At 41.0% G+C, this 24,343-nt stretch carries 23 protein-coding genes and 1 other RNA gene; 15 read left to right on the top strand and 9 right to left on the bottom strand.

What is annotated here, in order from left to right; all coding sequences use genetic code 11:
• Positions 1–77: 77 nt before the first annotated feature.
• The gene (locus tag ACYVTD_RS04030; RefSeq protein WP_461246500.1) at positions 78–806 is read right to left on the bottom strand and encodes a GNAT family N-acetyltransferase; all 729 of its coding nucleotides are present in this window, start codon (positions 804–806) and stop codon (positions 78–80) included.
• A gap of 84 nt (positions 807–890) precedes the next feature.
• On the opposite strand from ACYVTD_RS04030, the gene rpmH reads away from it, so the two are divergent.
• The 9 genes from rpmH (at position 891) to ACYVTD_RS03985 (ending at position 9,245) form a co-directional block, all read left to right on the top strand.
• Positions 891–1,046 (top strand): 50S ribosomal protein L34, encoded by a 156-nt coding sequence (gene rpmH / locus ACYVTD_RS04025; RefSeq protein WP_461246499.1) that lies wholly within the window; start codon positions 891–893, stop codon positions 1,044–1,046.
• A complete protein-coding gene (gene rnpA, locus ACYVTD_RS04020) occupies positions 1,018–1,434 on the top strand; it encodes a ribonuclease P protein component (protein ID WP_461246501.1) in 417 nt (138 codons plus the stop codon). The genes rpmH and rnpA overlap by 29 nt, the downstream gene beginning before the upstream one ends.
• The gene (yidD, locus tag ACYVTD_RS04015; RefSeq protein WP_461246498.1) at positions 1,431–1,682 is read left to right on the top strand and encodes a membrane protein insertion efficiency factor YidD; all 252 of its coding nucleotides are present in this window, start codon (positions 1,431–1,433) and stop codon (positions 1,680–1,682) included. The genes rnpA and yidD overlap by 4 nt, the downstream gene beginning before the upstream one ends.
• 16 nt (positions 1,683–1,698) lie before the next feature.
• Positions 1,699–3,531 carry a membrane protein insertase YidC gene (gene yidC / locus ACYVTD_RS04010; RefSeq protein WP_461246497.1) on the top strand — a complete coding sequence of 611 codons (1,833 nt, stop codon included), beginning with the start codon at positions 1,699–1,701 and terminating at the stop codon, positions 3,529–3,531.
• A 15-nt stretch (positions 3,532–3,546) separates the two neighbouring features.
• The gene (jag, locus tag ACYVTD_RS04005; RefSeq protein ID WP_461246496.1) at positions 3,547–4,281 is read left to right on the top strand and encodes an RNA-binding cell elongation regulator Jag/EloR; all 735 of its coding nucleotides are present in this window, start codon (positions 3,547–3,549) and stop codon (positions 4,279–4,281) included.
• A 25-nt stretch (positions 4,282–4,306) separates the two neighbouring features.
• The gene (locus ACYVTD_RS04000) at positions 4,307–5,104 is read left to right on the top strand and encodes a DUF6675 family protein (RefSeq protein WP_461246495.1); all 798 of its coding nucleotides are present in this window, start codon (positions 4,307–4,309) and stop codon (positions 5,102–5,104) included.
• 138 nt (positions 5,105–5,242) lie between these two features.
• A complete protein-coding gene (locus ACYVTD_RS03995) occupies positions 5,243–6,154 on the top strand; it encodes an exopolyphosphatase (protein WP_461246494.1) in 912 nt (303 codons plus the stop codon).
• Positions 6,155–6,264: 110 nt separating this feature from the next.
• A complete protein-coding gene (locus ACYVTD_RS03990) occupies positions 6,265–7,707 on the top strand; it encodes an HD-GYP domain-containing protein (protein ID WP_461246493.1) in 1,443 nt (480 codons plus the stop codon).
• A gap of 95 nt (positions 7,708–7,802) precedes the next feature.
• A complete protein-coding gene (locus ACYVTD_RS03985; protein ID WP_461246492.1) occupies positions 7,803–9,245 on the top strand; it encodes an HD-GYP domain-containing protein in 1,443 nt (480 codons plus the stop codon).
• A gap of 9 nt (positions 9,246–9,254) precedes the next feature.
• Here ACYVTD_RS03985 and ACYVTD_RS03980 read toward each other — a convergent pair whose 3' ends face one another.
• The gene (locus ACYVTD_RS03980) at positions 9,255–10,766 is read right to left on the bottom strand and encodes a glycine hydroxymethyltransferase (protein ID WP_461246491.1); all 1,512 of its coding nucleotides are present in this window, start codon (positions 10,764–10,766) and stop codon (positions 9,255–9,257) included.
• A 147-nt stretch (positions 10,767–10,913) separates the two neighbouring features.
• Between ACYVTD_RS03980 and ACYVTD_RS03975 the strand changes: the two genes are divergently transcribed.
• Positions 10,914–11,423: a hypothetical protein gene (locus ACYVTD_RS03975; RefSeq protein ID WP_461246490.1), complete on the top strand. Its 510-nt coding sequence runs from the start codon at positions 10,914–10,916 to the stop codon at positions 11,421–11,423.
• 3 nt (positions 11,424–11,426) lie between these two features.
• A complete protein-coding gene (locus ACYVTD_RS03970) occupies positions 11,427–13,211 on the top strand; it encodes an SUMF1/EgtB/PvdO family nonheme iron enzyme (protein ID WP_461246489.1) in 1,785 nt (594 codons plus the stop codon).
• Positions 13,212–13,527: 316 nt separating this feature from the next.
• Here ACYVTD_RS03970 and recR read toward each other — a convergent pair whose 3' ends face one another.
• From recR to ACYVTD_RS03945, 5 genes are all read right to left on the bottom strand, one after another.
• Positions 13,528–14,136, bottom strand: a complete 609-nt coding sequence (recR, locus tag ACYVTD_RS03965) for a recombination mediator RecR (protein WP_461246488.1) — start codon at positions 14,134–14,136, stop codon at positions 13,528–13,530.
• Positions 14,133–14,456 carry a YbaB/EbfC family nucleoid-associated protein gene (locus ACYVTD_RS03960; protein WP_461246487.1) on the bottom strand — a complete coding sequence of 108 codons (324 nt, stop codon included), beginning with the start codon at positions 14,454–14,456 and terminating at the stop codon, positions 14,133–14,135. The genes recR and ACYVTD_RS03960 overlap by 4 nt, the downstream gene beginning before the upstream one ends.
• Before the next feature lie 11 nt (positions 14,457–14,467).
• Positions 14,468–15,919 (bottom strand): DNA polymerase III subunit gamma/tau, encoded by a 1,452-nt coding sequence (gene dnaX, locus ACYVTD_RS03955; RefSeq protein WP_461246486.1) that lies wholly within the window; start codon positions 15,917–15,919, stop codon positions 14,468–14,470.
• 61 nt (positions 15,920–15,980) lie between these two features.
• An RNA gene (gene ffs / locus ACYVTD_RS03950) (signal recognition particle sRNA small type) lies at positions 15,981–16,079 on the bottom strand.
• A gap of 42 nt (positions 16,080–16,121) precedes the next feature.
• Positions 16,122–18,029, bottom strand: a complete 1,908-nt coding sequence (locus ACYVTD_RS03945; RefSeq protein ID WP_461246485.1) for an AMP-dependent synthetase/ligase — start codon at positions 18,027–18,029, stop codon at positions 16,122–16,124.
• A 302-nt stretch (positions 18,030–18,331) separates the two neighbouring features.
• Here ACYVTD_RS03945 and ACYVTD_RS03940 point away from each other — a divergent pair, with 302 nt between their 5' ends.
• The 4 genes from ACYVTD_RS03940 to ACYVTD_RS03925 are packed head-to-tail and all read left to right on the top strand — an operon-like array spanning position 18,332 to position 22,644.
• Positions 18,332–19,435 carry an AI-2E family transporter gene (locus ACYVTD_RS03940; protein ID WP_461246484.1) on the top strand — a complete coding sequence of 368 codons (1,104 nt, stop codon included), beginning with the start codon at positions 18,332–18,334 and terminating at the stop codon, positions 19,433–19,435.
• Positions 19,436–19,437: 2 nt separating this feature from the next.
• Positions 19,438–20,178, top strand: coding sequence for a 23S rRNA (guanosine(2251)-2'-O)-methyltransferase RlmB (rlmB, locus tag ACYVTD_RS03935; protein WP_461246483.1), 741 nt, complete (start codon positions 19,438–19,440; stop codon positions 20,176–20,178).
• A 48-nt stretch (positions 20,179–20,226) separates the two neighbouring features.
• Positions 20,227–21,408, top strand: a complete 1,182-nt coding sequence (locus ACYVTD_RS03930) for a hypothetical protein (protein ID WP_461246482.1) — start codon at positions 20,227–20,229, stop codon at positions 21,406–21,408.
• Positions 21,409–21,417: 9 nt separating this feature from the next.
• Positions 21,418–22,644 (top strand): hypothetical protein, encoded by a 1,227-nt coding sequence (locus ACYVTD_RS03925; RefSeq protein WP_461246481.1) that lies wholly within the window; start codon positions 21,418–21,420, stop codon positions 22,642–22,644.
• Here ACYVTD_RS03925 and ACYVTD_RS03920 read toward each other — a convergent pair.
• Both ACYVTD_RS03920 and ACYVTD_RS03915 read right to left on the bottom strand, forming a co-directional pair.
• The gene (locus tag ACYVTD_RS03920) at positions 22,587–23,585 is read right to left on the bottom strand and encodes a radical SAM protein (RefSeq protein WP_461246480.1); all 999 of its coding nucleotides are present in this window, start codon (positions 23,583–23,585) and stop codon (positions 22,587–22,589) included. The genes ACYVTD_RS03925 and ACYVTD_RS03920 overlap by 58 nt on opposite strands.
• Before the next feature lie 5 nt (positions 23,586–23,590).
• On the bottom strand, positions 23,591–24,343 hold a 753-nt coding region (locus tag ACYVTD_RS03915), incomplete at its 5' end, for a DNA adenine methylase (RefSeq protein WP_461246479.1).

The raw sequence follows: 24,343 nt of genomic DNA, 5'->3' as shown, positions 1-24,343 counted from the left end.
TATCCGGCTCTATTCCACGTGTTTAACGCTCGTCTTTCTTCGTTCGCCCCCTGTTCGTGAGGTTCGTGGTTAAAAAATTAACCCTCCCCCCTAAACAACCTGACAAACTCCTCAGGCGTTATATCCACTGCGCCTAAGTCGGTTTTATAATCAAGGGGCATACCTAAATCAAAAAATGAAAAGCCGTGTTCTTGCAGGTAGCGGGCGGCGAGAATTAGTTGCACTGTTCCGGCGTTGTCCTCGTCATAAAAACCGGAATAGCTGGTGTAGACTTTTCCGCAAACTACGCCGAATTCCCCTGCCACAAATTTTCCGTCTCGGTACAGGGCGAATGAGGCAGGGTAGGGGTATGGGACAGGCGAAAGAGTCTCTTGGGCAGGGTTGTTTTCGATAGCGTTTTGGCGTATTTTTTTGATGCTGTCTACAAGCGGGGGAGTCAGCCAGTCATCGCCGTGTTTTTCCACACAGCGGTCGATTATATAGTCAAAGTCCGCGTCCGCTTTTAGCTCGTAGCGGTTTAGTAGCTTGCGGATGGATTTTTTTATGTGCAGGTTTTTGTAAAATAGGGCGGAGCGGACAAGGTGCAATTTTGGCAGTAAAATGTAAAAAGGCTCTTCTTTTGATATATTTACGGACATTACCAAAAAACCTGCGGACATCAATTTTGCTATAAAATCAGGGGAAAAAGCGTCCGCAAGGCAGTATTCTTCGCTGTAATTGGTTTCCAGCATGGCGTCTACTATGCTTTGGCAGTCGTCAGAGGGGGCGATAAATATGTATCCCGATAGGGTATATTTTAATTCCATACGCTTGACCAATTCCTCTCAATATTCTAAACTAATTTATCAAAACTGTTTTTAAGAACCTTTAAATATATAGGAGAAGATACCATGAAGCGTACTTATCAACCCAGTAAGGTCAAGAGAAACCGTAAATTTGGGTTTCGCGCGCGTATGAAAACGAGGGGGGGGCAACTTGTTTTAAAGCGCCGCAGGGCAAAGGGCAGGATAAAACTTTCTGTTTCTGACGAGAAAAAGCCTTATTAGTAACGAAAAAATCCCCTTAAAAGGAGAAAAAACCCTCTTCCGCTTTAAGCGTGAAGAGCATCTAAAGGGAAGGAAAGAGATAAAGGAAGTTTTTGGCAGGGGAAAACGATACAGTTGCAAGGGCGCGAAACTTTTTGTACTAAAAAACGAGTTACCTTATAACCGTATTTGTTTTTCACTGTTTAAGGGTTTTGGAAACGCTGTTTCCAGAAACCGCGCAAAACGCCTTGGACGTGAAGCTTACAGGTTAATTAAATACCGTCTTTTGGGCGGTTATGATTTAATTCTGCTAGTTTCCCCGGAAACGGAAGATCAGTCTAGTTCAACTCTTTCTTACAGGATTTGGCAGCTTGAATCCCTTTTTTTAAAAGCCGGTTTATTGGAATGAAGAATATATTACTTGTGTTTATTAAATTTTATCAATCTGCGATTTCTGTGCATCTTCCGCCGTCATGCAGATATTACCCTACTTGTTCCGCCTATGCTTATCAGGCTGTAACCAAGTACGGCGTTCTGCGAGGCGGGTGGCTTGCGATAAAAAGAATTTTACGCTGTCATCCGTTTTATCCGGGCGGTTATGATCCTGTGCCTGAATTACCAGGCGCTGTTTCAGGTATAGCGGAAAAAGTTTTTTAAATAAAAAGGAAGTTAAATGGAAAAAAATACAATTTTAGCTGTGATTTTATCTATCATTGTGTTGATAGGGTCTTTTGTTGTTCAAAGTTACTTTGCGGCAAAGAAACAACCTGCCGCCGTTCAATCGCGGCAGTCTCAGGTGACGGCGGTAGAAACAGAACCGGCGCAGACTACATTGAGTCAGCAAGCTACGGCGCAAAGTGAACAATCTGCAATAATCGCGCCGCCTGTTGTCAGCGAAGAAAAGCCCGTCATAGAGCAAAAAGAAGCCGCGCCTATGGAATTGATAATTCCGTTGGAGCTTGTAACAATTGATACGGATTTATTTACGGCTGTTCTGACAAATTCAGGCGGCGATATGGTTTCTTTTAAATGGAAAGATACAAAAAACAAAACCAACGTAGATTTAATTCTTTCGGGAACAAAGGAAGCGCGCGCTTTTTCGTTGGCGTTTGGCGGGCTTGACGCCCCCGCAGTTACTAATAATTTTCATGTAAATAAAATATCAAATTATTCTGTGGAATTTTATCGCGATTTTTCAGCGCCCACGGCTTCTGGCGAATACGGCAAATTCCGTCTGGCAAAACGCTACGACTTTAAACCCGACGAATATATGTTTGAGTTAAAAATTACATTGGATGGAGGCTATTCCGTACAGAGTTTTAATTTTTCAGATAACGCCTATACTTTATCATTTGGACCGCAGATGGGTCCCCCCTTTGAAAAACTCGACCGCTATTACGACTTTAGGCAATATTTTACATTCATCAACGGCAAACGCAAGAACGCTAAAGTTAACGATCTTATCGATACCCGTCCGGCATGGGCGTCGATTTCAGGCAAATATTTTACTTTAATCGCTATTCCCTACCTCGCGCAGTATACCCTCAATTTTTCCGAAAAAGCGGAGCCAGGGCTTGTTTCTGCTTCCCGTTTAAATATTATCCGTCCTGCGGCAAGCGTTTCCAAAGTTGAGGATAATTACCGTTTTTATTTGGGACCAAAAACCCATGAGGCGCTTTCAATTTACAATACGGGTAAAAACACTTACGGCATAAAAGATGCAAATATTATGGATGTGGCAAATTCGGGCGGAATTTTATCGCCACTGGAAAAATTGTTAAAATGGTTGCTTCTTATCTTTTATAAAATTATTCCCAATTACGGAGCCGCAATCATTCTGCTTACATTGTTTATAAAAATTCTTTTCTTCCCATTAACAAAAAAAGGTTCGGAAGCAACGTTAAGAATGCAGGCTTTTGCGCCGCGTATAAAGGAAATACAGGAAAAATATAAAAGCAATCCGCAAAAAATGAATACGGAACTTGGAAATCTTTACAAACAGGAAGGATATAATCCTCTTTCAGGTTGTCTTCCAATGCTGTTGCAACTCCCGATATTTATTGCCATGTACCAGCTTTTTAACAACCATTTTGATCTTCGCGGAGCGGGATTTATTCCCGGTTGGATACCGGATCTTTCACTTCCCGAATATATTATAAAATTCCCAGAAGGTTTTAAACTGCCTATTTTAGGTTGGACAGCGTTACGCGCATTGCCGTTTATTTATGTCGGCTCCCAGTTAATCTACGGAAAAGTTACGCAGATGCCGGGACAACAATCTAACAGTCAGGCAAAGATGATGATGTATGCTATGCCGATAGTATTTTTCTTTGTGCTTTACAATGTGCCGTCAGGGTTGTTGATATACTGGATATTCTCTAACTTGCTTACGCTTGTTCAACAGTTGATAATTAACAGATATATTATTGCCAAAAAAGCGGAGCAAGCTCAGGCTGAACCGGAGCTGAAAATCGCGCCCGGCAGAAAGAAAAAGAAGAACTTTTAATTTAAGGAGATATAAATGGAGTTTGAATTTGAGGGTCGCACCGAAAAAGAAGCAATTGACAGGGCGGCGGGAGAACTTGGTCTTGAAAAAGACGATTTTGACGTAGAGATTCTTGAAACCCAAAAAAGCGGTTTATTCAAGAAAGGTTTAGTTCGCATCAGGGTACATGTTGGAAATTTCGGAGTTAATACCAAACCCAAATCACGTCCTTCTTCGGAACACAACGAAATGGAAAGGGACAGAATCGGCAATTCCGTAAGTAAGGCGGTTTTTGGAGAACCAACTCCGCAAAATGAATTTGAGACAAAAATGGTTGAATTTACAAGCGGACTTATTGAACGCATGGGCTATCCGGGAACAGTTTCAGTCCTTTTCCGTGAAAGTAACAAACTTGGACTTAAAATCGATTCGTCGTACTCGTCAATTTTAATCGGTAAAAAGGGCAAGAATCTGGACGCTCTCCAACTGCTCTTGAACATCTATGCGGGTCGTCTTGGAAAAGATGATGTCCGCATAATTTTAGACACGGAAAATTATCGTATCCGCAGGGAAGAATCGCTTGTGCGCCTTGCCTACAATGTCGCGGAAAAAGTCCGCGAAAGTAAAGGCTCAATCTTGCTTGAACCGATGAACCCATTTGATAGGTGGCTTATTCATACAACGCTGAATGACATCGGCGACGTTGAAACCAAAAGCGAAGGAGATGGTTTATATAAACAAGTGCGCGTATTTTATCGCGGACTTAAATGACTTGTTCGGGAACCCGAAATAAACCATGAAGTACACTCTGATGTCAATTTATATGTTTTCTTTGGCGGTATGCGCTTTTGCCGTACCGCTTGAAACTCTTGTTACGGCTGACCAAGCGGTGCAGTTGCATAATGCGGAGAATGGACAGATAGTCAAAGCACAATTAAAAAATCCCGTTCCTGCGTTAATGCCAAAGCATGACAGTATACGCCAAAATGTTACGGGGCTTATGAATTCACTCAACCCAAATATATTGGTGGAAGCTCTGTATCTGTACGATAAACCCGCAAAATCAAAAACAGAGCCTGCCGTTTGGAATGAAAAACAAAAAGTAATAGTTTTTAATCAACTTACATCTATAAGCACTTTGGCGGGGATTAAGTATTATTCGGCAAGCAGAGGAGCGATGCGCGTTTTTTATGAATCTTCAAGCGTTATAGACAGTCCCCAAACAAAAAAAACGCTTCCCGATCCTGTTTTTACGCAGCCGCCCGCCGTGCTGACTATTTATACCAGACAAAAAGACCTTACCTTTGGAGACAATATTTATCGCTACGATTATGTTAATACGGCGGACTCTGTTTTGTTTACTCAGGAAAATATAACGGCTCTTAACTATGGAGTTATTCCCGTAATAGGAAAAGGGAATTTGCATTCTGTAATGGCGGTTATTGACTGCGGAGATAAAATTTTGATTTACGCCGCTTCTATGGCAAAAGCCGCCTCTTTACCGGGTTTATCCGATAAAATCAGCGCGTCTTTCAGCAATAGAGCGCAGGCTATTTTACATTGGTTTTCCGAAAAAATAAACAATAATTTATAATTTTACTGAATATTACAGGATATTGCGGTATTTTTGTATGTTTTTTTAGTTTACTTTTCTATATATTTAGTGTATAAAATAGTTATAATTGCCGAAATTAAATGTAATGCATGGAATTAATTTTGGGGGCGGTTTTATATGAGATTATTTACCAGATCAGACTTTGACGGCTTGGCTTGCGGCGCTCTTTTGTCGTACTTAGGGCTTATTGATGAGTGGAAATTTGTCCACCCTAAGGATATTCAAGACGGACTTGTAGAAGCCACAGATAACGATATTTTGGCAAATATTCCCTACATAAAAGGCTGTAAACTTTGGTTTGACCACCATTCCAGCGAATCCGAGCGTTTGGGAAAAGGCGCTTATTTTGAGGGCGTATCAAGACACGCTCCAAGCTGCGCCCGTGTAGTTTATGAATATTACGGCGGCGACGCCAAATTGGGCAAATTTGCCGAAATGATACACTTTGTTGATAAAGTAGATTCAGGCGATCTTACAGCAGATGAAATTAAAGACCCAAAAGGCTGGATACTGTTAGGATTTATTATGGACCCAAGAACAGGGTTGGGACGCTTCAGGAACTTCACTATCAGCAATTACGACTTAATGACAACCCTTGCAAAAGCCTGCGCTGAAAAATCAATTTACGATATATTGGAACTGCCCGACGTTAAAGAACGCCTTGATTTTTATTATCAGCAGAAAGAGCTTTTTATAGAAATGGTAAAAAAACACGCTAAAGTAATAGATAATGTTATAAAAGTCGATTTAAGAGACGTAGAAACAATTTATGCCGGAAACAGGTTTATTATTTATACACTTTTCCCTGAGCAAAATATTTCTGTCTGGATTGTAGACGGTCGTAATAAATCAAATGTTGCCATTACAGTCGGTCATAGCATCATAAATCGCACGTCAACCACAGATGTAGGCTCTATGTTGCTTTTTTACGGCGGCGGCGGTCATAAACAGGTTGGTACTTGTCAGGTTGATTACGATGGCGCGGATAAAGTTATTGATGAAATATTAAACAAAGTTAAGCAAAACTAACGCCTGTAATTTATTACTATTTATTTTAACTCCCAAAACCCCAAATTTACAACTTGTATATATTTTAAAAATTTAGTATTATTATTACTATGGCAGTAAAAGGAAGACCTGTGCCTCTTTCTAAGGTTTTATTATCTTTAGACGGCAAGGAAGTTAACAAAAAATATATTGATCTTATAGAAGAAGAAGAAATCCCTGTTCTTTGTATAAATAACAATACAAAAAAAGAACGTCTTATGCCTTTTAAAACTTTATATGATAATAAAGAAAATTTTTGGCAGGTTCCCGACGGTACATGGACGTATTTTTTATCTACGGAAGATTATGAAAAACTTAAAGAAAAAGCTGTTTCAAAACGCGTCTCATGGGATGTAGAAACACCAGTAGTACAGAATCCTGTCAAAGGTCAAGGAAACAAAGAAGAAGATCTGGAAGAATTAGTCGAGGCAACCCACGTGGAAATTGAAAAAGGTTTTGGCAATGAATACAAAACCATTAAACAAATGACCAAGGAACAAAAGGTTGAGCGTCTTCAAGAGAACAAAGCCCGCCTGGATGATCTTATTACTAAGAAAAATGTTAAAAAAGAAGTAGTTACCGAAGCCCTTGTAGACACAACCAAATCCGCCGCGTTAATTAATCATTCGGCTTTGGAAGACGCTATTTATCATGCCGATGATGTGGCAAAAGAACTTACGCAGGATCTTGTCGATTCAACTTACGAAATGGTAAAGTCGTCTGCACAATTAATTTCGGAAGATATTTTTAAAAACGAATTGATGAATACCATGGTGGAAAAATCCAACGGCACTGTAATTCAACACATGACCCGCGTATACCTTAACGGAATAGCTTTTCTTTCTTATTACAATAAACTTGTTTCAGGTTCCAGCGCTATCCAAAAAATGCGTATAAATTTTGCCACCGAGTACCGCAAATATTATCACACTTTGCTTCCGCACATTGATATTGACGACATTAACTTGGAACGTGTTTTTTACGGAGGGATGAGAGCCATTCCGCCCGATGATTATATGAAATGGGCGGTAGGTTTTCTTATTCATGATATTGGAAAAGCAAACGCAGTTGAATACCACGAAGGCGAATCTTCCTACGACCGTAATATAGTAATTGATCACGTTAAACAAGGATTTAAATACACCACTACCAAGACCAATTATCCAAAAGAAGCAAGTCTGATTATCGGGTATCATCATGAGTATTACGGCGATCCCGACGGGTACGGATTTTTCCGCGCGTACCTTGCAAATTACAGAAAAGATAATCCAAGCGTAAACCCTGATTTCTGCATTTCTTACGAATTAGAGCCGATTTTGGATTATCATACTCTTGCGTATTTCCCGGCAAAAGTTTTGGAAATAATAGATGTATTTGACAGCGTTACAGACCCTCATCGCGCTTATCGTAAACCATTAACCAGTAAAGAAGCCATAGATATGATGCGCGAAGAATTTATCAACAAACATTTAAAAATCGACCCGATTCTTTTTGATATTTTTGCTATGTTTGTGAATGAAAAACAAAAACACTAGAAAATCGGCATACTTTGGCGTTTTTCACAAGCTATGGTTTTTGGTTAACACCGATTATCTTTGCCAATATCGATAAATTGTAGTATGATATATAAATGTCTAAAGAGTACAATTATAACACTCCTATTACCGATATTTTAATTCCTGACGGAAAAAACGTTAATCAAACTAACTTAGAAATAATACTAAAAGAAGAAATACTTGTTTTTTGCAAAAATAAAAAAGCCCAAAGATTCCGAATAATGCCCTTTAAAACCTTACACGAAATAAATAAAAATTTTTGGCAAAAGGATCAAAATTGGGAATTTTACTTTACAAAAGAAATGCTGGATAAACTTAAAGAAAAAAACATTGTTGAACCAACAGCTTCAAAACCTGAAGATAAAAAAGAAGCGGAAGAAGAACCCTCGTCCGACTCTGATTTTCTTAAAGGATTCGGAGACGATTATAATGTTATCGCCGTTATGACAAACGCGGAAAAAGTAAAATACCTTAACGATATAAAACATAAAATGGACGATCTTATTTCCAAAAAAACAAAGGATAAATCGGTTGTTACAAATGTGATTGTAAATACCACAAGAGATGCTGTAATGATAAATCATTCGGCTTTAAAAAACGCTTTTGATCTTGGAGATACAGATGCCAAAAAATCGACTCAGTCTCTTGTGTTTACAACTCAGGAAATGGTAAAGTCGTATGTTCAGCTTGTTTCCCACGATATTCTTGACGATGATTTAATGGCGCGTCTTGTTAAAAAATCTAATGGTACGATAGTTCAGCACATGACGCGCGTTTACCTTAACGGAATAGCTTTTCTTGCCTATTACAATAATTTTGTTTCAAACAGAACAGCCATTCTTAATATGCGGAAAACTCTAAATGCCAAATACCGCCAATATTATCAAAACCTGCTCCCGTACATTTCCATTGACGATATAGTTTTGGAGCGGGTTTTCCAAAAAGGAATGTTGGCTATTCCTCCCGATCTTTTTGTTAAATGGGCTGTCGGTTTTTTAATTCACGACGTAGGAAAAGCGGACACTGTGCAATATCACGAAGGTGAGGCATCTTATGAACGCAGTATTGTAATTGAACACGTCAAAGTAGGTTACAATTCGGTTATCAATAAAACAAATTATCCAAGAGAGGCAAGTCTTATTACCGGTTATCATCACGAGTATTACGGTAACCCAGAAGGTTACGGGTATTTTAGGGAACATCTTGAGTATTACCAAAAAAACAATCCGCAGGTAAGACCAGAATATTGCATAACATTTGATCTTGACTCGATATTGGACTGTCATGCTCTTGCTTACTTTCCCGCTAAAATTTTGGAAATAGTCGATGTTTACGACAGTCTTACTGACCCGAATCGTATTTATCGCAAAGCGTTAAACATGGAAGAAGCCATTGCCATGATGCGCGAAGAATTTATTACAAAGAGTCTAAAAATAGATCCGCTTCTTTTTGAATTGTTTATAAGTTTTATCAGAAGAAATAAAGAAATAATCCACCATGGGCAAAAAGCCGATTAACCTATAATTTTACTTAACAAAATATTTCTTTAACAGATCAAGGTTAAGTTGAGGATATACAGGGAACCGCTCCAATAACGATTTTACCCGCGTATGAACCTCGTTTTTTACAGCGTCATTTACAATGTACTTTGCCTTGCTCTTTTTCGACGTATCTTTGTTATCCTGCGCCTGCGTTGTCCCCTTGACAACTTTCGCTATTAATTCGCCAAGCTCTGTCATTTCCGCCTCTCCCATGCCAAGAGATGTGGTGGCGGCAGTTCCAATCCTGATACCAGACGTATACCACGGACCATTCGGGTCGCGCGGAAGACTGTTTCGGTTAAGCGTTATGCGACATTCATGCAGAGCGCTCTCCGCCTGTCTGCCGGTGATACCCGCGTTGTTTACATTTACCAGTATAAGGTGGTTATCCGTGCCGCCTGTTAAAACATCCAGCCCGTTCTTCATGCAGGAAGCCGCAAGAGTTTTGCAGTTATCTACAATTTTTTGCGCATACTGTTTAAACTCCGGGGCTGCGGCTTCGCGGAAAGCGACTGCCTTTGCCGCGATAACGTGGGGGAGAGGTCCTCCCATTGTCAACGGACAGCCCTTGTCCAGAGCCTCCGCGAATTCGCTTGTGGAGAGAACAAAACCGGCGCGAGGACCGCGCAAAGTTTTATGCGTAGTGCTTGTTACAACATGCGCCCAAGGCACAGGATCATATTCGCCTGAAAAAACTTTGCCCGCCACAAGCCCCGCAAAATGAGCCATGTCTACCATGAACACCGCGCCAACCTTATCAGCTATTTCCCTCATGCGCTTAAAATTTATTTTTCGCGGGTAGGCGGAATAGCCTGCCAATAAAATTAACGGGCGCACTTGTAACGCCTGTTTTTCAATATCATCGTAATCTAACAATCCGTTTTCGGCGGATACGGAATATCCGTGAATCTCGAACATTCGCCCTGAAAGGTTGTTTCTGTAACCATGAGTTAAATGTCCGCCGGAATAGTAATCCAAACCCAAAAGGCGCTGATTTCCAAGATCCGCTCTAAGTTCTTTCCATTGGGAATCGGTTAATTTGTAAAGATTAGTTTCGCCCCATTTTTCCAGCGCCGGGTTCTCAATCCGTGTGCTGAGAATTGCCCAGTAAGCGAGCAAGTTAGCGTCCGCGCCGCAGTGGGCTTGCACATTGGCGTACTGCGCGCCAAAAAGTTTACAAGCCTCTTCCGCCGCCAAAGCCTCGATAGCGTCTACATTTTCGTTCCCCGCGTAAAAGCGGTGGGAAGGCACACCCTCGGCGTATTTGTCGGTTAAGAGGTTACCCATAGCCAACTGAACCGCCATAGAGCAGTAATTTTCGCTGGCTATCAATTTTACGCGTTTCCTCTGGTTTTCAAGCTCCAAAACGACAGAAGACGCGATTTCAGGCGTAACCTTGGCGACTTCCGTTAAATTGCAAATATAAGCCAACATACTAGGATCGATTTTTTCAGGTGTTACAGCGGCAAGATAGTCCGCAACAGGGTTTGTTTTCATGTTGGCAGTATAACATTTTGCGGGGATAAATTAAAGTGAGAGTTTTTATAAGAATTTTTACAATAACTGTTGACATAATTAGAAGAATCCATTATATTAATACATAGTAAATATATAGGTTTTATATATTATATGGAAAGTCATAATATGAAAAAAACAATTAACCTTATTGCGCTGGTTCTTTTTTTAAGCATTGGCGTTTACGCGCAAGAAAAGAAAGCCGCTATCGGCGTTGGACCTGAGTGGAATATGAATTCGCGGGAAAATTTTGCCGGCGGCGCGGGGCTGGCTTTTGACTACATGCTTCCCTATTCATTCGCCGCAGGCGTTACATTTACCGCAAGCAGTAATTTTTCGGGCACTGCGGCTTTAGAACCCGCCGCTTTGTTTCGCTGGTATTTTTTTGGCGGTTATATCGGATTTTTTCTTCAAGCCGACATAGGAACATTTCTTTTTTTTGATAAAGGAGAGGTTTTTCCTTATTTTTTAGGCGGACTTAGCGGCGGCTTCCGACTGCCGTTTAATTCATCGTTCTACATGGAACCTTACGGCAGACTTGGCTATCCGTTTGCGTTTGGTATTGGAGTGTTATTTGGAATACGATTTATTGATTATGCCGAAGAGATTTTAGATAAGGAGATAATTTTTAAGAGGTAAGCGGTGAAAAGAAATTTAATATTTAGTATCACAATATTAATCTTGATAATTACCTCTTGTAAAAATCCGTTCTTAGCCGGCAAGGACGAAATTATACCTGTTAGTCCCACGCGTGAAGTTCCGAATGAGTCTACTGAACCTGTTATTGATATTGATACATTTGAGTTTATACAAACTGATATAACTAAAACCTACGGCAGCGCGGTTTTTACAAACGCTGTTGCGCCAGGTTACAGCGGTAGCGGGGCAATAACATATTCCAGTGACGATGAAACTGTCGCTTTGGTAAACAATTCGGGACAGGTAACAATTTTAAAAGTCGGTTCCGTTGTTATTACCGCCGAAAAAGAAGCTGACGAGGTATACTCCCTTGTACAGGCAAGTTACACGCTGACAGTTACTCCCAAGCCTGTAACCATAACAGGACTGTCTGTAAATAACAAAGTTTATGACGGCACAACGGCGGCGGCTGTTAAAGGAGTAGCAATAATAAGCGGTAAAAAAACCGGTGATGATTTAAAAGTTTCCACGGGAATTGCCGAGTTTGAGGACGCAAATCCCGGTATCGGTAAAATTGTTACATTCAGCGGTTTTTCGCTGACAGGCGATGACGCGGGTAATTATATATTGTCGGCGCAGCCTGTAAGCGTAATGGCGGATATTACTGTTAATCCGTTACCGGTAGTAGTTTTTAACAGCAATGGTGGCAGCGCTATTCCAAGCCAGTCTGTAACAGTTGGTAACACGGCAACCCGCCCTTTAAACCCAAGCCGCGCCGGTTATACTTTTGATTATTGGTACGAGAATGTAGAGCTTACCATACCTTACTATTTTGGCGATCTCATAACAGACAATAAAACACTTTATGCCAAGTGGGTTAGTAATGAAGCGGTTACGCAAATGGAAGCGAAAAATATTAAGTGGATAGCGGGCGGAACCTTTTTAATGGGAAGCCCTGCAAGCGAACCGGGGCGAGATAGCAATGAAGGACCGCAACATTCGGTAACATTAAACGGATTTTTCATGGGTAAATATCAGGTAACGCAAGCACAATGGGAAACGGTAATGGGTAGAACGATAGTGCAAATACAAGCTGACGCTACGGTTAATGAGTTCAGCGCTAAAATAGATTACGGCAGGGGACCAAATTATCCGATTTATTATATAAACTGGTATGACACGTTGGTATTCTGCAACAAGTTGAGCGTAATGGAAGGACTAAGTCCCGCATACAGTATTAATGGCAGCACCGACCCTGCGGATTGGGGACCAATACCTTATACTGATCATCATCGTCCGTCAATTCCAAGCGATTGGGATGCGGCAAAAGACGCGGCAATAATAGTACCCGGTTCCAATGGGTATCGTTTACCAACTGAGGCGCAGTGGGAGTACGCATGCCGGGCGGGAACAACAACGGCATTTTACGATGGGAATAATGATTATAAAAATACTGCTTTGTTAAAAGCGCTGGCGTGGTATCACGATAACAGAGAAGAAAAAGCGCAAGAGGTGAACTCAAAACCCCCTAATCCGTGGGGATTGTACGGAATGTATGGAAATGTAAGTGAATTGTGTTGGGATTGGTATTACGCAAATTATTATACGAGCGCAACTGTGAAAAACCCAATGGGTCCGCTTCAACCTAATGTTACTTCTTCACGCGTGAGCCGCGGCGGAAGTTGGCTTCATGAAGCTGCTCACATACGTTCCGCATACCGAGATCGCTACGCTCCGCACTTTAGGCACATGTACATCGGTTTTCGCATTGTGCGTCCGTATTTTTAATGGGCTTAATAAAAACAGCTGGATGTTTTTAATTCAAAAATAAAAAAAACTCAGAATTGAGCTTCCGCATTATACTTTTAGTCATTCAGCGTCAGGCGATCCACCCCATGATTTTATAGGGAGAATGCGAATACGGGAAAGATTAAGAAAAGTAATAGAGGATTCTCCTGATGAACCCGGTGTTTATTTAGTCGCAGGGAATAGGGGGTAGGAAAAACAAGTTTAATTAGCGAGATAATTAAAGACACTTCTTTAAGATTTTTTACCGGAGGTATCCTATTTTTTGTTTAAATAGACTTTCCGTTCTTGTATCCTGTCACACCTTCACCCGTCCTCTAAAACTTCGCGAGAGCGTAAGCTTGTCAATGTACTCGATGTTTCCGCCGACTGGCATTCCCGAAGCGAGACGGGAAATCTCCACTGGGAAATCTTTTAGCGTTTTTTGCAGATACAACGCAGTTGTGTCGCCTTCGACTGTTGGGTTCAGGGCGAGGATTAATTCTTTTACTTGCGTGCCGTTGGGTGCGTCGGAACGCAGACGGTTAATAAGTTTATCTATAGAAAGATTTGAGGGACCTACACCTTCCAGCGGCGCGATTAATCCGCCAAGAACATGATAAACGCCGGGGAACTCGTGTGCGTCTTCGATGATTCGCATATCTTGCGCGCTTTCAACTACGCAGATAATCGAGTGGTCTCTCTCCGTGTCGGAACAAACAGAGCAGGGGTCATCTTCGGTAAAGCCGCCGCAGACACTGCATCGCCTTATCGCCTGATGAAGCCCCGAAAGCTCTTTTGCCAAAGTTTGTGCGAGGGCGGGGCTTGAATCAAGCAGGTGGTAGGCGATTCTGCCCGCACTTTTTTTCCCTATTCCGGGAAGTTTTGAAAATAAAGTGATTAACCTATCTAGGGCGTTAGGTGTCACATAACCCCCGGAAAACCGGGTATGTTCATGCCTCCGGTCATGGCGGCGGCTTCACGGCTTACCGCTTCCTTTACCTTTGTCATTCCGTCCGTAAAAGCCGCCATTACTAAATCTTGCAGCATTTCAGTATCCGAACCTTCTACCGCCTGCGGAGCAATGCGTACAGCAAGAACTTCCAACTTTCCGTTAATGTCAATCTCCACAAGACCGCCGCCGGATGCTCCCGTAGCGAAAATGTTTTCCAGTTTTTCCTGAAACCCGCTCATCTGTTCCTGTATTTTTTGAGCGTTCTTTAATATGTCAAATGGATTCACATTCATATTTACTCCGTTTATGTAACAACCGTCCCCGGAATGATTGAAAGAACATTTTCAACTTCGGACGGATTCTTGCTTTCCGGTTTACGCACCGAATCCCACATTGGAGCGTCATCTTCATCGGCGGCAGCGGTGGGATTATTTTTTTTGGAGATCATGCGGTTGAACTCGTCTGTCAGCGAGCGTCCGTCTGACGATTGAGGTTGTACGGCAATACCGCCGCCATGATTGGCATGAGCCGCAGAGGATGTTTCGTTCCGTGAAACCGCCGCAGTTTGTTTGCCAGGGGTTCCGGTTCCGCCGTGAATTCCGGCTATGCCCAAAACATTACGAGCGTCATCAACCGCATCTTTAAGTTCCGTGGGAGAAACCCATTTGCTTAACCATGTTAATTTTGAAACAGCGGTCTCAAGCTCAAAGCGAGGCGACACTGAATAGCGAATGTTACGGTAACAATCAAGCAGAGTGTCCAACGCCTGTTCAAGACGGATTGAGTCGTAAGTTTCCAAAGCTTTTGCGGAAAAGAGGGAAGGGCGGTAACCTAAAAGCGATTCCCTTGTTACGCCATTTTTTAACAAAAGCAGACTGCGGTAAAAACCGGCAAGATCAATTACAAACTGCTCAATGGCGACACCGCTTCCAAGGATTTCATCTGTCAGCGCGAAAGCGGCAGGCGAGTCATTTACGGCACAAGCTTCCGCAAGTGCGTTTAATTTTTCAAGTCCTGTTATTCCCAATTTTTCGCGGATTACATCGCTACGGATACTGCCTGCGGAAAATGACGCAATTTGATCAAAAAGGGTGAAGGCATCTCGCATACTGCCTGTCGATTCCCTCGCTATCCAAAACAATGCGTCATCTTCGGCTGTAATTCCCTTTTCGGCACAGATTTTTTTCAGTATCCCCTGAATGGTCTCAATCGGTATCAATCTAAAATTAAATTGCTGGCATCGGCTTTTTATTGTTGCAGGAACTTTGTGCAATTCTGTCGTCGCAAAAATAAAAACGATATACGGCGGCGGCTCCTCAATGGTTTTTAAGAGAGCATTAAAAGCCTGATTCGTAAGCATGTGAACTTCGTCAATGATGTAAACTTTGTATTTGCCGGCTTGCGGAGGAAAAAGAACCTCATCAATAATTTGACGAGCTTCATCAACTTTGTTGTTTGATGCTCCGTCAATTTCGATTACATCCATGCTTGCGCCACGGCTTATCGCTTGGCAATTATCGCAGACACCGCAGGGACCGTCTTCGCTTGGGTTTGTGCAATTAAGCGACCTTGCCAAAATACGAGCCGCACTTGTTTTGCCGCAGCCTCTGGGACCGGAAAAAAGATAAGCATGGGCGATATGTCCGTTTTTAAGCGAATTTTTGAGGGTAGAGACGACAAAATCCTGCCCTGCCAATTCGTCAAAAGTTTTTGGTCTGTATTTGGAAGCGGTTACTTCATACCCTGAAACTGCCATATTTACAGCATAGCATTTTTTTATCGTGTAGAAAAGCGTGTACTGGTGTGAAAAAAGCGCCCTGTATCAGGATTACCGCGGCGCAACATACATCCGCTTACCGTTGCTTTCTTCCGAACCTGGCGGGGTTGGGCGGCGTAAGCTCGCACGGTTCCTGATACAGAGCAATTAATCGTAATATGCCGTGCGTAACTGGTCAAGCCTACTTAAACAGCTTATTGATGTCTTTTCCGTATGTGTCCATGATACTGCGGCGAATTAACTCGCCCTTGGCGGAAAGTTCTTTCCCCAGTTCAAAGGGTTTTGATTTTAAAACAAACTTGTTTATTCTTTCGTAGGATTTAAATTCGTTTTTGGCGCTTATACGCTCGGAGACTTCGCTTGCGATAAGCTCGATAATTTCAGGCTGTTGAAGCAGTAATTCGTAATCGACAATGGGGATAGAGATTTCTTCCGCAAAGTCCATGATAGATTGCTGCCATGGAATGATAAGTGCCGCCAAATATTTTTGATCCTGTCCGGCTACCATGCACTGTTGGATATATGGACTTTCTCTCAATTTGCACTCAATTGGAACAGGCTCGACATTTTCACCGCCTCTTAAAACAATTGTGTCTTTCGCCCTGCCTGTTATGCGAAGCTCGTTGTCGTGGGTTAACATTCCAATGTCGCCTGTATTAAACCAGCCGTCTTCGCTTAAAACGGCGGCGGTCGCTTCGGGTTTTTCATAGTAACCCTTCATTACCTGATCGCCTTTTATATAGATAATTCCGTTTCTGCCGGGCGGCATTATTTTCCCTTTTGTGTCGATTATTTTTACCTGTGTATTGGGAATCAATTGACCAATTGTTCCCCGCCGAGAATGTTTGTACTGTCGTACAGTTACAAGCGGAGCGGTTTCCGTTAGCCCATAACCTTCTTGCAGACGTATACCAATCGAATTAAAATATAAATCGACTTTTGCGGGCAAGGAGCCGCCGCCTGAAATTCCGGCTTTAAAGCGTCCGCCGAATTCGCGTGTAATTTTGTTAAACACAATAAGTTGGGCAAGTCCCCTAAACGGAAGAAGTAAAACCCAAGGTAAAAATCCGACAATGGAATCTATAACTCGGATACGTCCGTGGAAATTCGGCAACAAGCATAAAGTGAGGTCTTTAAAATAAGTAAAAACCATCGACATTGAAACAGCAATATCAAATAATTTTTTGGTAAAGCCGCTTCTTGCTTTTATGTTTCTGTTAATGCCGTCCATGATTGCTTCCCATACACGCGGAACAGAAACCATCCAGTGAGGGCGGATAGCCTTAAAGTCTTCCATCAATATTGACGAGATTGCTTTTGAATAGGCGATGCCTGTGCTGTAATTAAAAATTACATATTCCATGAGTCTTTCGTACACATGCCAAACCGGAAGCATGGAAATCCAAATGTCGCCCGGCTTTACTTCAAAGAACAGGATAAAATGCGGAAGCTGGCACAAAAAATTTCTGTGCCGCAACATAACGCCCTTAGGCTCGCCTGTAGTTCCCGAAGTAAAAATTATACTCGCTAAATCTTCGCCGTCGCCCTTGTCCATTTCCGCCTCTACTTCGCCGCTACGCATTTTTTCGCGTTTTTCTCCCATGGCGACTAAATTGGCAAAGAAAAGCACATTAATTCCCGCATCTTTTGCGGCGGCTTCGGTTTGATTATCTACAGGGTCAAAGGTAATTAAAGTTTTTAAAACTGGAAGTTCCGCTTTACAGGCAAGTATTTTTTCAACTTGTTTTTGGTTTTCCGCAAAGGCAATTTCACAGCCGGTAAATCCCAATATGTAAATAAGCTCTTTAGCGGTAATATCGCATCCTCGCGGAACATCGACTGCTCCAACGGAAAGAGAGCCAAAATCAGAAAGCATCCATTCGCGCCTGTTGTCGGCAATCAACCCTACTTTGTCTCCGCGTTTTACGCCCAACTCCAAAAGTCCCGCCGCTACAAAACATACGTCCTCATAAAACTGCCTATATGTAACCGAGCGAAATTTTCCGTCTTTACCTTTATAGTACTGAATGTTAATGTCGGGCGTTTCATTCGCTCTAGCTCTTAACATTAAAGGTAAGGTTTTTTCCATAAAACAATCTCCATATTGACATTATTTGCTATTTTGTCATGTTATAGCATTTTTTGGATATTTGCAAGGGGAAAATGTGTTTTTCCATAAAAAACCCCCCGGGAAAAGGAGGTGAGGAAACCCGGAGGGACACTGATAAACGTCAGTTGAATAGCATAAACCTCGATTATGCAAGCTAATTAATGACCATTTAAATCAATGAACGTATCATCAGCTAATATAAAAATAGTAATTTCTTTGACAGAGGGCAAGGAATTTCGCTCATAATTGCCCATTGTCATTTTTTATGACATACTTTAAGTATGAGCAAAGTATTTAAAACTTTTCATTCAGGACGCGCCGTCTTTTTTATGATGGTTTTTATCTGCGTTATTTTTGCGGCGGCTGTATTAAAATTGGCTTCTACTGTAATTTTGCCGTTTACCATAGCTGTATTACTGGCATTTGTAATGTCTCCATTAATTAAGGCGTTGGAAAAAATTCGCTGTCCTCTTTTCTTATCCATTCTGCTGGTTGTTTTCATTATTATTATAGGAATGTACATTTTGGGAATGGTGCTTTTTTCATCGGGAAGAATGATAATTATGCATCTTCCAAATTATTCCAATCGTTTTAATGAAATTTATAATAGGCTGGCTCAATTAATGGATCTTCCAAACGATGTTGAATTGAGTTTTTGGCAAAACCTATGGGGGCAAGAAGGGATTCGTACTTTTGTCAGGAACTTTACAATTTATTCATCGAGTATTTTTTTAAAATTTATTTCAAGCGCGTTGTTAGTTGTGCTTTTTATGGTGTTTTTATTGGTAGAAGCCAGTTTTTTCAGAGAGAAATTGTTAATTGCATTTGAAAACCGGATAGGGCGCATAGACCGAATGGGGAACGATATTATATCCCAGGTTGCTCGTTACTTGGCGGCAAAATTTATAATTTCGCTGGTGAACGGCGTTGTTCTTGCTCTTTGTCTAAGTTTTGCAAAATTGGAATTTGCCGTTGTTTGGGGAGTAATCCAATTCATTATGAATTTTATCCCGTCTCTTGGCAGTATAGTTGTTGGCGTTATAGTTTCCTTCTTTGCCCTGCTCCAATTTTGGCCCGAACCTGGACCCGTCATTCTGGTTATTTCGATCATACTTGTAACCAACATGATTACCTATGTGCTTGACCCGAAAATTATCGGCGATAATGTGCGAATATCTCCTCTTGTGGTGCTTGCAGCCGTGGCAATATGGGGTTACATCTGGGGTTTTGCCGGCATGATTCTTGCGGTTCCCATGATGGTAATAATTAAGATAGTATGCGAAAACATTCCGATTATGGAGCCAATTTCCGTATTAATGGGATCAAAAAGATCGACTTACGCAAGAAAAGCGGAGAATGAAAAAACACCTGCAAGACAGGAATAAATATGACATTTTTAACGGGCTTTCATGCCATTGAAGAAAGAATTAAATCGGGTCAATCCTGCGGTCCTCTGCTTGTCGCAAAAGCCGGTCCTCGCGCGAAAGAAATCGTAACGCTCGCCGTCAACAATAAAATCCGTTTGGAGCGCACGGGAACTTTTGAGCTTGACGGTATCGCGCCAGAAAACCGCGGCATAGCCCTTCAAGTTGAAGACGAGTCAGGCAAAGCCGACATCAGTCTTGAAAACTTTATCGCTGGATTAGGGGACAGCTGCGACCCAAAGGGTCGCAAGAATTCTCTCGTTATGATTCTTGATGAAATTACAGACCCGCATAACTACGGCGCTATTCTGCGATCTTGCGATCAATTTGCGGTTGATTTAGTAATCAGCAGAAACCGCCGGAATGCGAAACAAGCTCCGATAGTTTCCCAAACATCGGCAGGAGCCGTTTCTTGGGTGGCTCAGGCGGAGACGCCTAACCTTGTGCGAGCTATGGAAGATTTAAAAGAAGCGGGTTTTTGGATTTACGGAGCCGACATGGACGGGGAACCTGTCTACAAATTGGATTTAAGCGGCAGAATAGCGTTAGTTCTGGGAAGCGAAGGCGGCGGCATTTCCCGTCTTTTGCGCGAAAAGTGCGATGGTATGGTGGGAATACCCTCCTCAGGTAGAATTGACTCGCTTAATGTATCGGTAGCGGCGGGGGTATTGCTGTACGAAGTACGGCGGCAACGTGCAATTTAATCTGGTTATTATACATAATATGCATTATATTGTTAGTAAGGTATAAATATGAGAAAAAGCGCAGTTTTTTTGGTTTTGTCTCTTTTTCTACTGGGGTTTTTTGCCTGCCAAATACCGACAGCAATCGAAATAATAGGCACTCCTTCGGTTAGATTTGCCGAAACAGTTGATATAGGAAAAATGTTTACGGATTTGCTTACAGAAGCAATTAACAAAGATGACAGATTGACAATTATTCCTTGTAGCAAGACAGACTCTATTACCTGTTTAATCCATGCGGAGCTTGTAAATCAAGGATATGAAGAGATTAAGGTAGCCGCTGATATTGATACTCTGGATTTTTATGGCAGGGAAATAGACTCTGGAGATGTTGAAGTGACTCTTCTTCAAGATAAAACTTTAATAAAGACAAACATTGATGATGATCCTATGATAGTACCACTTTCAGAACTAAGCTCTCTTTTACCAGGATTTATGTTTTCCGGATATAAAACAAAACTTTATCTTTCTGGTTCAAAAATTATTGAAAAATCAACAATAAGAATGATAGTAGAAGAAATTGATGATCCAAACCCACCTATAATAACTACAACTGAAAAAAGTAATCTCGAAGATGAATCCAGTGCAATTAATGATTGGAAAATATACGGGTATAGTGAGACATCATGTCCTTCCAGTGGCATAGATCTTACTATTCCAATAACAGGAAAAGACGTTAAAATTTCGTTTGAAGTTTATATTCCTAGTGGCACAAAAATTAGGCTAACTGATTTTGATGGAAATTTTATAAAGGTCGAGGTTTTAGTTTGGCTGCCATTTGAATTTGAAGCCGGAAATGATGGAGCGGAACTTTCTTTCCCCGATGATTCTTTCTTTAGTTCTGAAGATGATCTTTTTTGCAGAGAAGAACCGGATTCGGAAAGCCTGTTTACTGATTTTATTGAAAGTTTATCAGTGGGTGTTAAGTTTAAAAATAGTCCTTTTAATGGAGCGGATTTAGTTATTTCAAGCAAAGGTATAGATATCCATAATGGCATAGAAAATGATACGCTTTCTTTTACTCTTACAGAAGAAAACATGAAAGCAATTAACGAGCCTGAAAATTATCCCTTTGTGCCGAAAATAAAAATAGATTTTCCTCCGCATGCTGAATTAAAATTTTCAAGATTATTTTACGCTGTTGAATTTAGCTTTCAAGCCAAAATTCGCTATAGAAAAGATTTTCTTTAAGGCATTGGCATGAAAAAGTTATCGTTATTACTGTTTCTTTTTTTTATTGTTCTGTCCTTCTGTCTTTTTGCTGATGACAATAAAAAAAAATCGTCTTTAACATCAGACCGAGCGTTTGAAGTTGGACTTTTGCATTTTGATATAAATTTTGCCAATAGTTTTATAACAGTAAAAGATATTCTTCAAGATGTGATCATTATTGATCTGGATAAATTAGCGGAAGGTTTTAAGCTTAATCTTGGCGTAAACGTAACCCCCTTATTTTTTAATTATAGATCAAAAGAAGGATGGGGTTTTGGTTTGTCAACAAATATCGAAGCCATTGGAATTCTTAACCTTTCCGGAAATATGTTAAACATTAACGAGGCGATTAAAGATAATTCAGATATAAGCGGCGCTATTTTTTCTTCGGTAACGATAAATACATTTTTTGATGTGCAAAAATACAAAATAAAAATTGATCCTTCATTATTTTACGCGCTTGCCTATATAACGTCGCCTAAAAATATGCCGTCTAGCGTGGTATACACACTTGATTATTCAGACGGGACAGTAATGAGCATTGACTATGCGGTGCTAATATATACGGCATATTCACTTGAAGATAAAAGTTTTTCACCTAATACAATGCCGGGATTTGATTTTAGCCTTGGATTTGAGTATCCCGTTGCCAAAGAAATAGGATTAACTGACAAGATACCATTTTTGGATTTTGATTTAGGTTTTGATTTAATTAATATTCCTTTTTTCCCGGCAACAATGATGGAGTATAAGCAGATTAAGGGACAAATAGGCAAAGATACCCCAATAAAACTTATTAATAAAGATGACGATGACGGCGGAAGTTTATTTTCTTCTGATGAAAAAGACAGAGGAGAAAGACAAGTTAAAATATATCGTCCTTTTAAAATGCTTATCCGTGCAGATTGGCGTCCGATGGGCGGAACGAAGTTTCTTACAATAACTCCGCAAATTGGACTTTGTTATAACACTCTTTATTATCAACCATTATCTTTTGAAGGCGGTCTTAATGCATGTTTGAGTTTTGGCGGCTTATTTAAATTAAAATCAGGATTTAATTATACCGATAGAATGTATGTAAACAGTTATGGCGTTGCAGTAAACGTTAAAGCATGCGAAATTGATATTGGAGCGAATCTTAGATCGCATAAAATTAGTCAAGTTTGGAACGGCTCCGGTTTTGGTATAACCTTCGGATTAAAATTCGGCTGGTAATGCCACACAGGAACTGAAAGTTCCGATGAAAAAGGGTTAGCCTTTTTAAAATCCGGCAACCAATCGCTCCCTGTTACAAGCTCCTGACAAAATCCGTCTTCTATTTTAAATTCTTCCAACCATTTAATGACAGTTTCGTATTCTTCCGCCGACAAATAATTTTGCGGCATTTTCCGTTTTATTCCCGGAATTGGCGTGTATTGTGTCATTACCGAAAGCATTGCCCGATTTTTAACGTTATCCGCAAACCAGCGTAAAACGGAACGACTCGATTCTAAATAACCCGGTAAAACAAGGTGGCGGATAATAATTTTTTCACGCGCGTTATTAGGGAACTTTTTTTCCGTTAATTCAATCATTTTAAGAATAGCCGCTACCGCTACATCTGGATAATCCGGTGCATTAAAAAATTCTGTTGATACTTTGCTATCCAATGTTTTTAAGTCGGGAAGGTAAATGTCAATATAGTCCTTTAGCAACTCCAACGCTTCCACGCTGTCATACCCCGACGAATTCCATAAAATTGGCAATTCTACGCCTGCTTTTCGCATTGCGATAAACCCTTCGATAAGTCCCGGCACAACGTGGCTTCCCGTAACAATGTTAATATTTTCCGCTCCCTTTTCGCATAACGCTACGCAGATTTCCGCAAACTCCTGCGGAGAAACCGCTCTGCCAAGACTTGTGGCGGCTGTTAAATTATTTGCGTCCTGTCCTTGCGAAATTTGGTAGTTCTGGCAAAAGGCGCATTTTAAGTTGCACCCGCTTATAAAAATTGTCCCAGAGCCGCCTGTTCCGACAAACGGAGGTTCTTCGCCCTTGTGAATAACCGCCGCCCCTATTCGCAATTCAGCGGTTTCTCCGCAAAAGCCGATTTCTCCCTCAAGGCGGTTAACTCCGCAGTTTCGGGGACACAGGCGGCAGACTTTGTAATGGGTCATCGTTTTTATTTCTCCAGTAAATACAAATACTCTTTTACATGAATATCACGGTTATTCAAATTTCTGCTTCCTCTAAAAGTATTATACTTTGTTTCCAATACTTCAAGCGAGCCTATTTTTGTCAACATAGTTTTCATATTTTCGGCGCTTATAAAACCTTCGGAATTAAATGAAATTATCACATATTTTGCCTTTATGTTTTCAACAAGAGAAGTCAACGCTATTAATGCCCGATGTCCTTTGTTGTAGTCGGAACGATTCCAACCTTCCGGTATGCCTGAAATTTTGCTTGTGTTTTTGGGACGGGTATAATCTAAAATTAAATTCAACATAAAATAATTTGACCCGTAAGGGTGTTGATTATAAGGTGGGTCTAAATACGCAATATCAACTTCCGGCAACGATTTTATCAGTTCATTTGAATCTTGGTTATAGATAAGCGTATCGCAATTAAAATTACTGAATACCGGAAACGGCAATTCTATGCCGCCTTTTATTCTGAATAATGCGTCTTGATTTTTACCGCCAAATTGACCGATTCCCGTTTCTTTATTTTTATAGAACCCCTTAAAAACCCCCGAAGTATTTGCATGTATCGAAGCCTCCGACAACAAAGGAGCCAGAAAATATTTTTGTGTTTCCTTCGGCAATTTCCCTATTAACTGCCTTACGGTATCAATATACATTGCGTTACGCGCAGTATAAAAAACACGCTCATTTGGCAATATATTTTTATCATCATTAGGAGCGTACAATTC

Source organism: Treponema sp. R6D11 (assembly GCF_054786075.1).
Note: the sequence above shows the minus strand (reverse complement) of the source record. Positions and strands in the feature narration are given on the sequence as shown.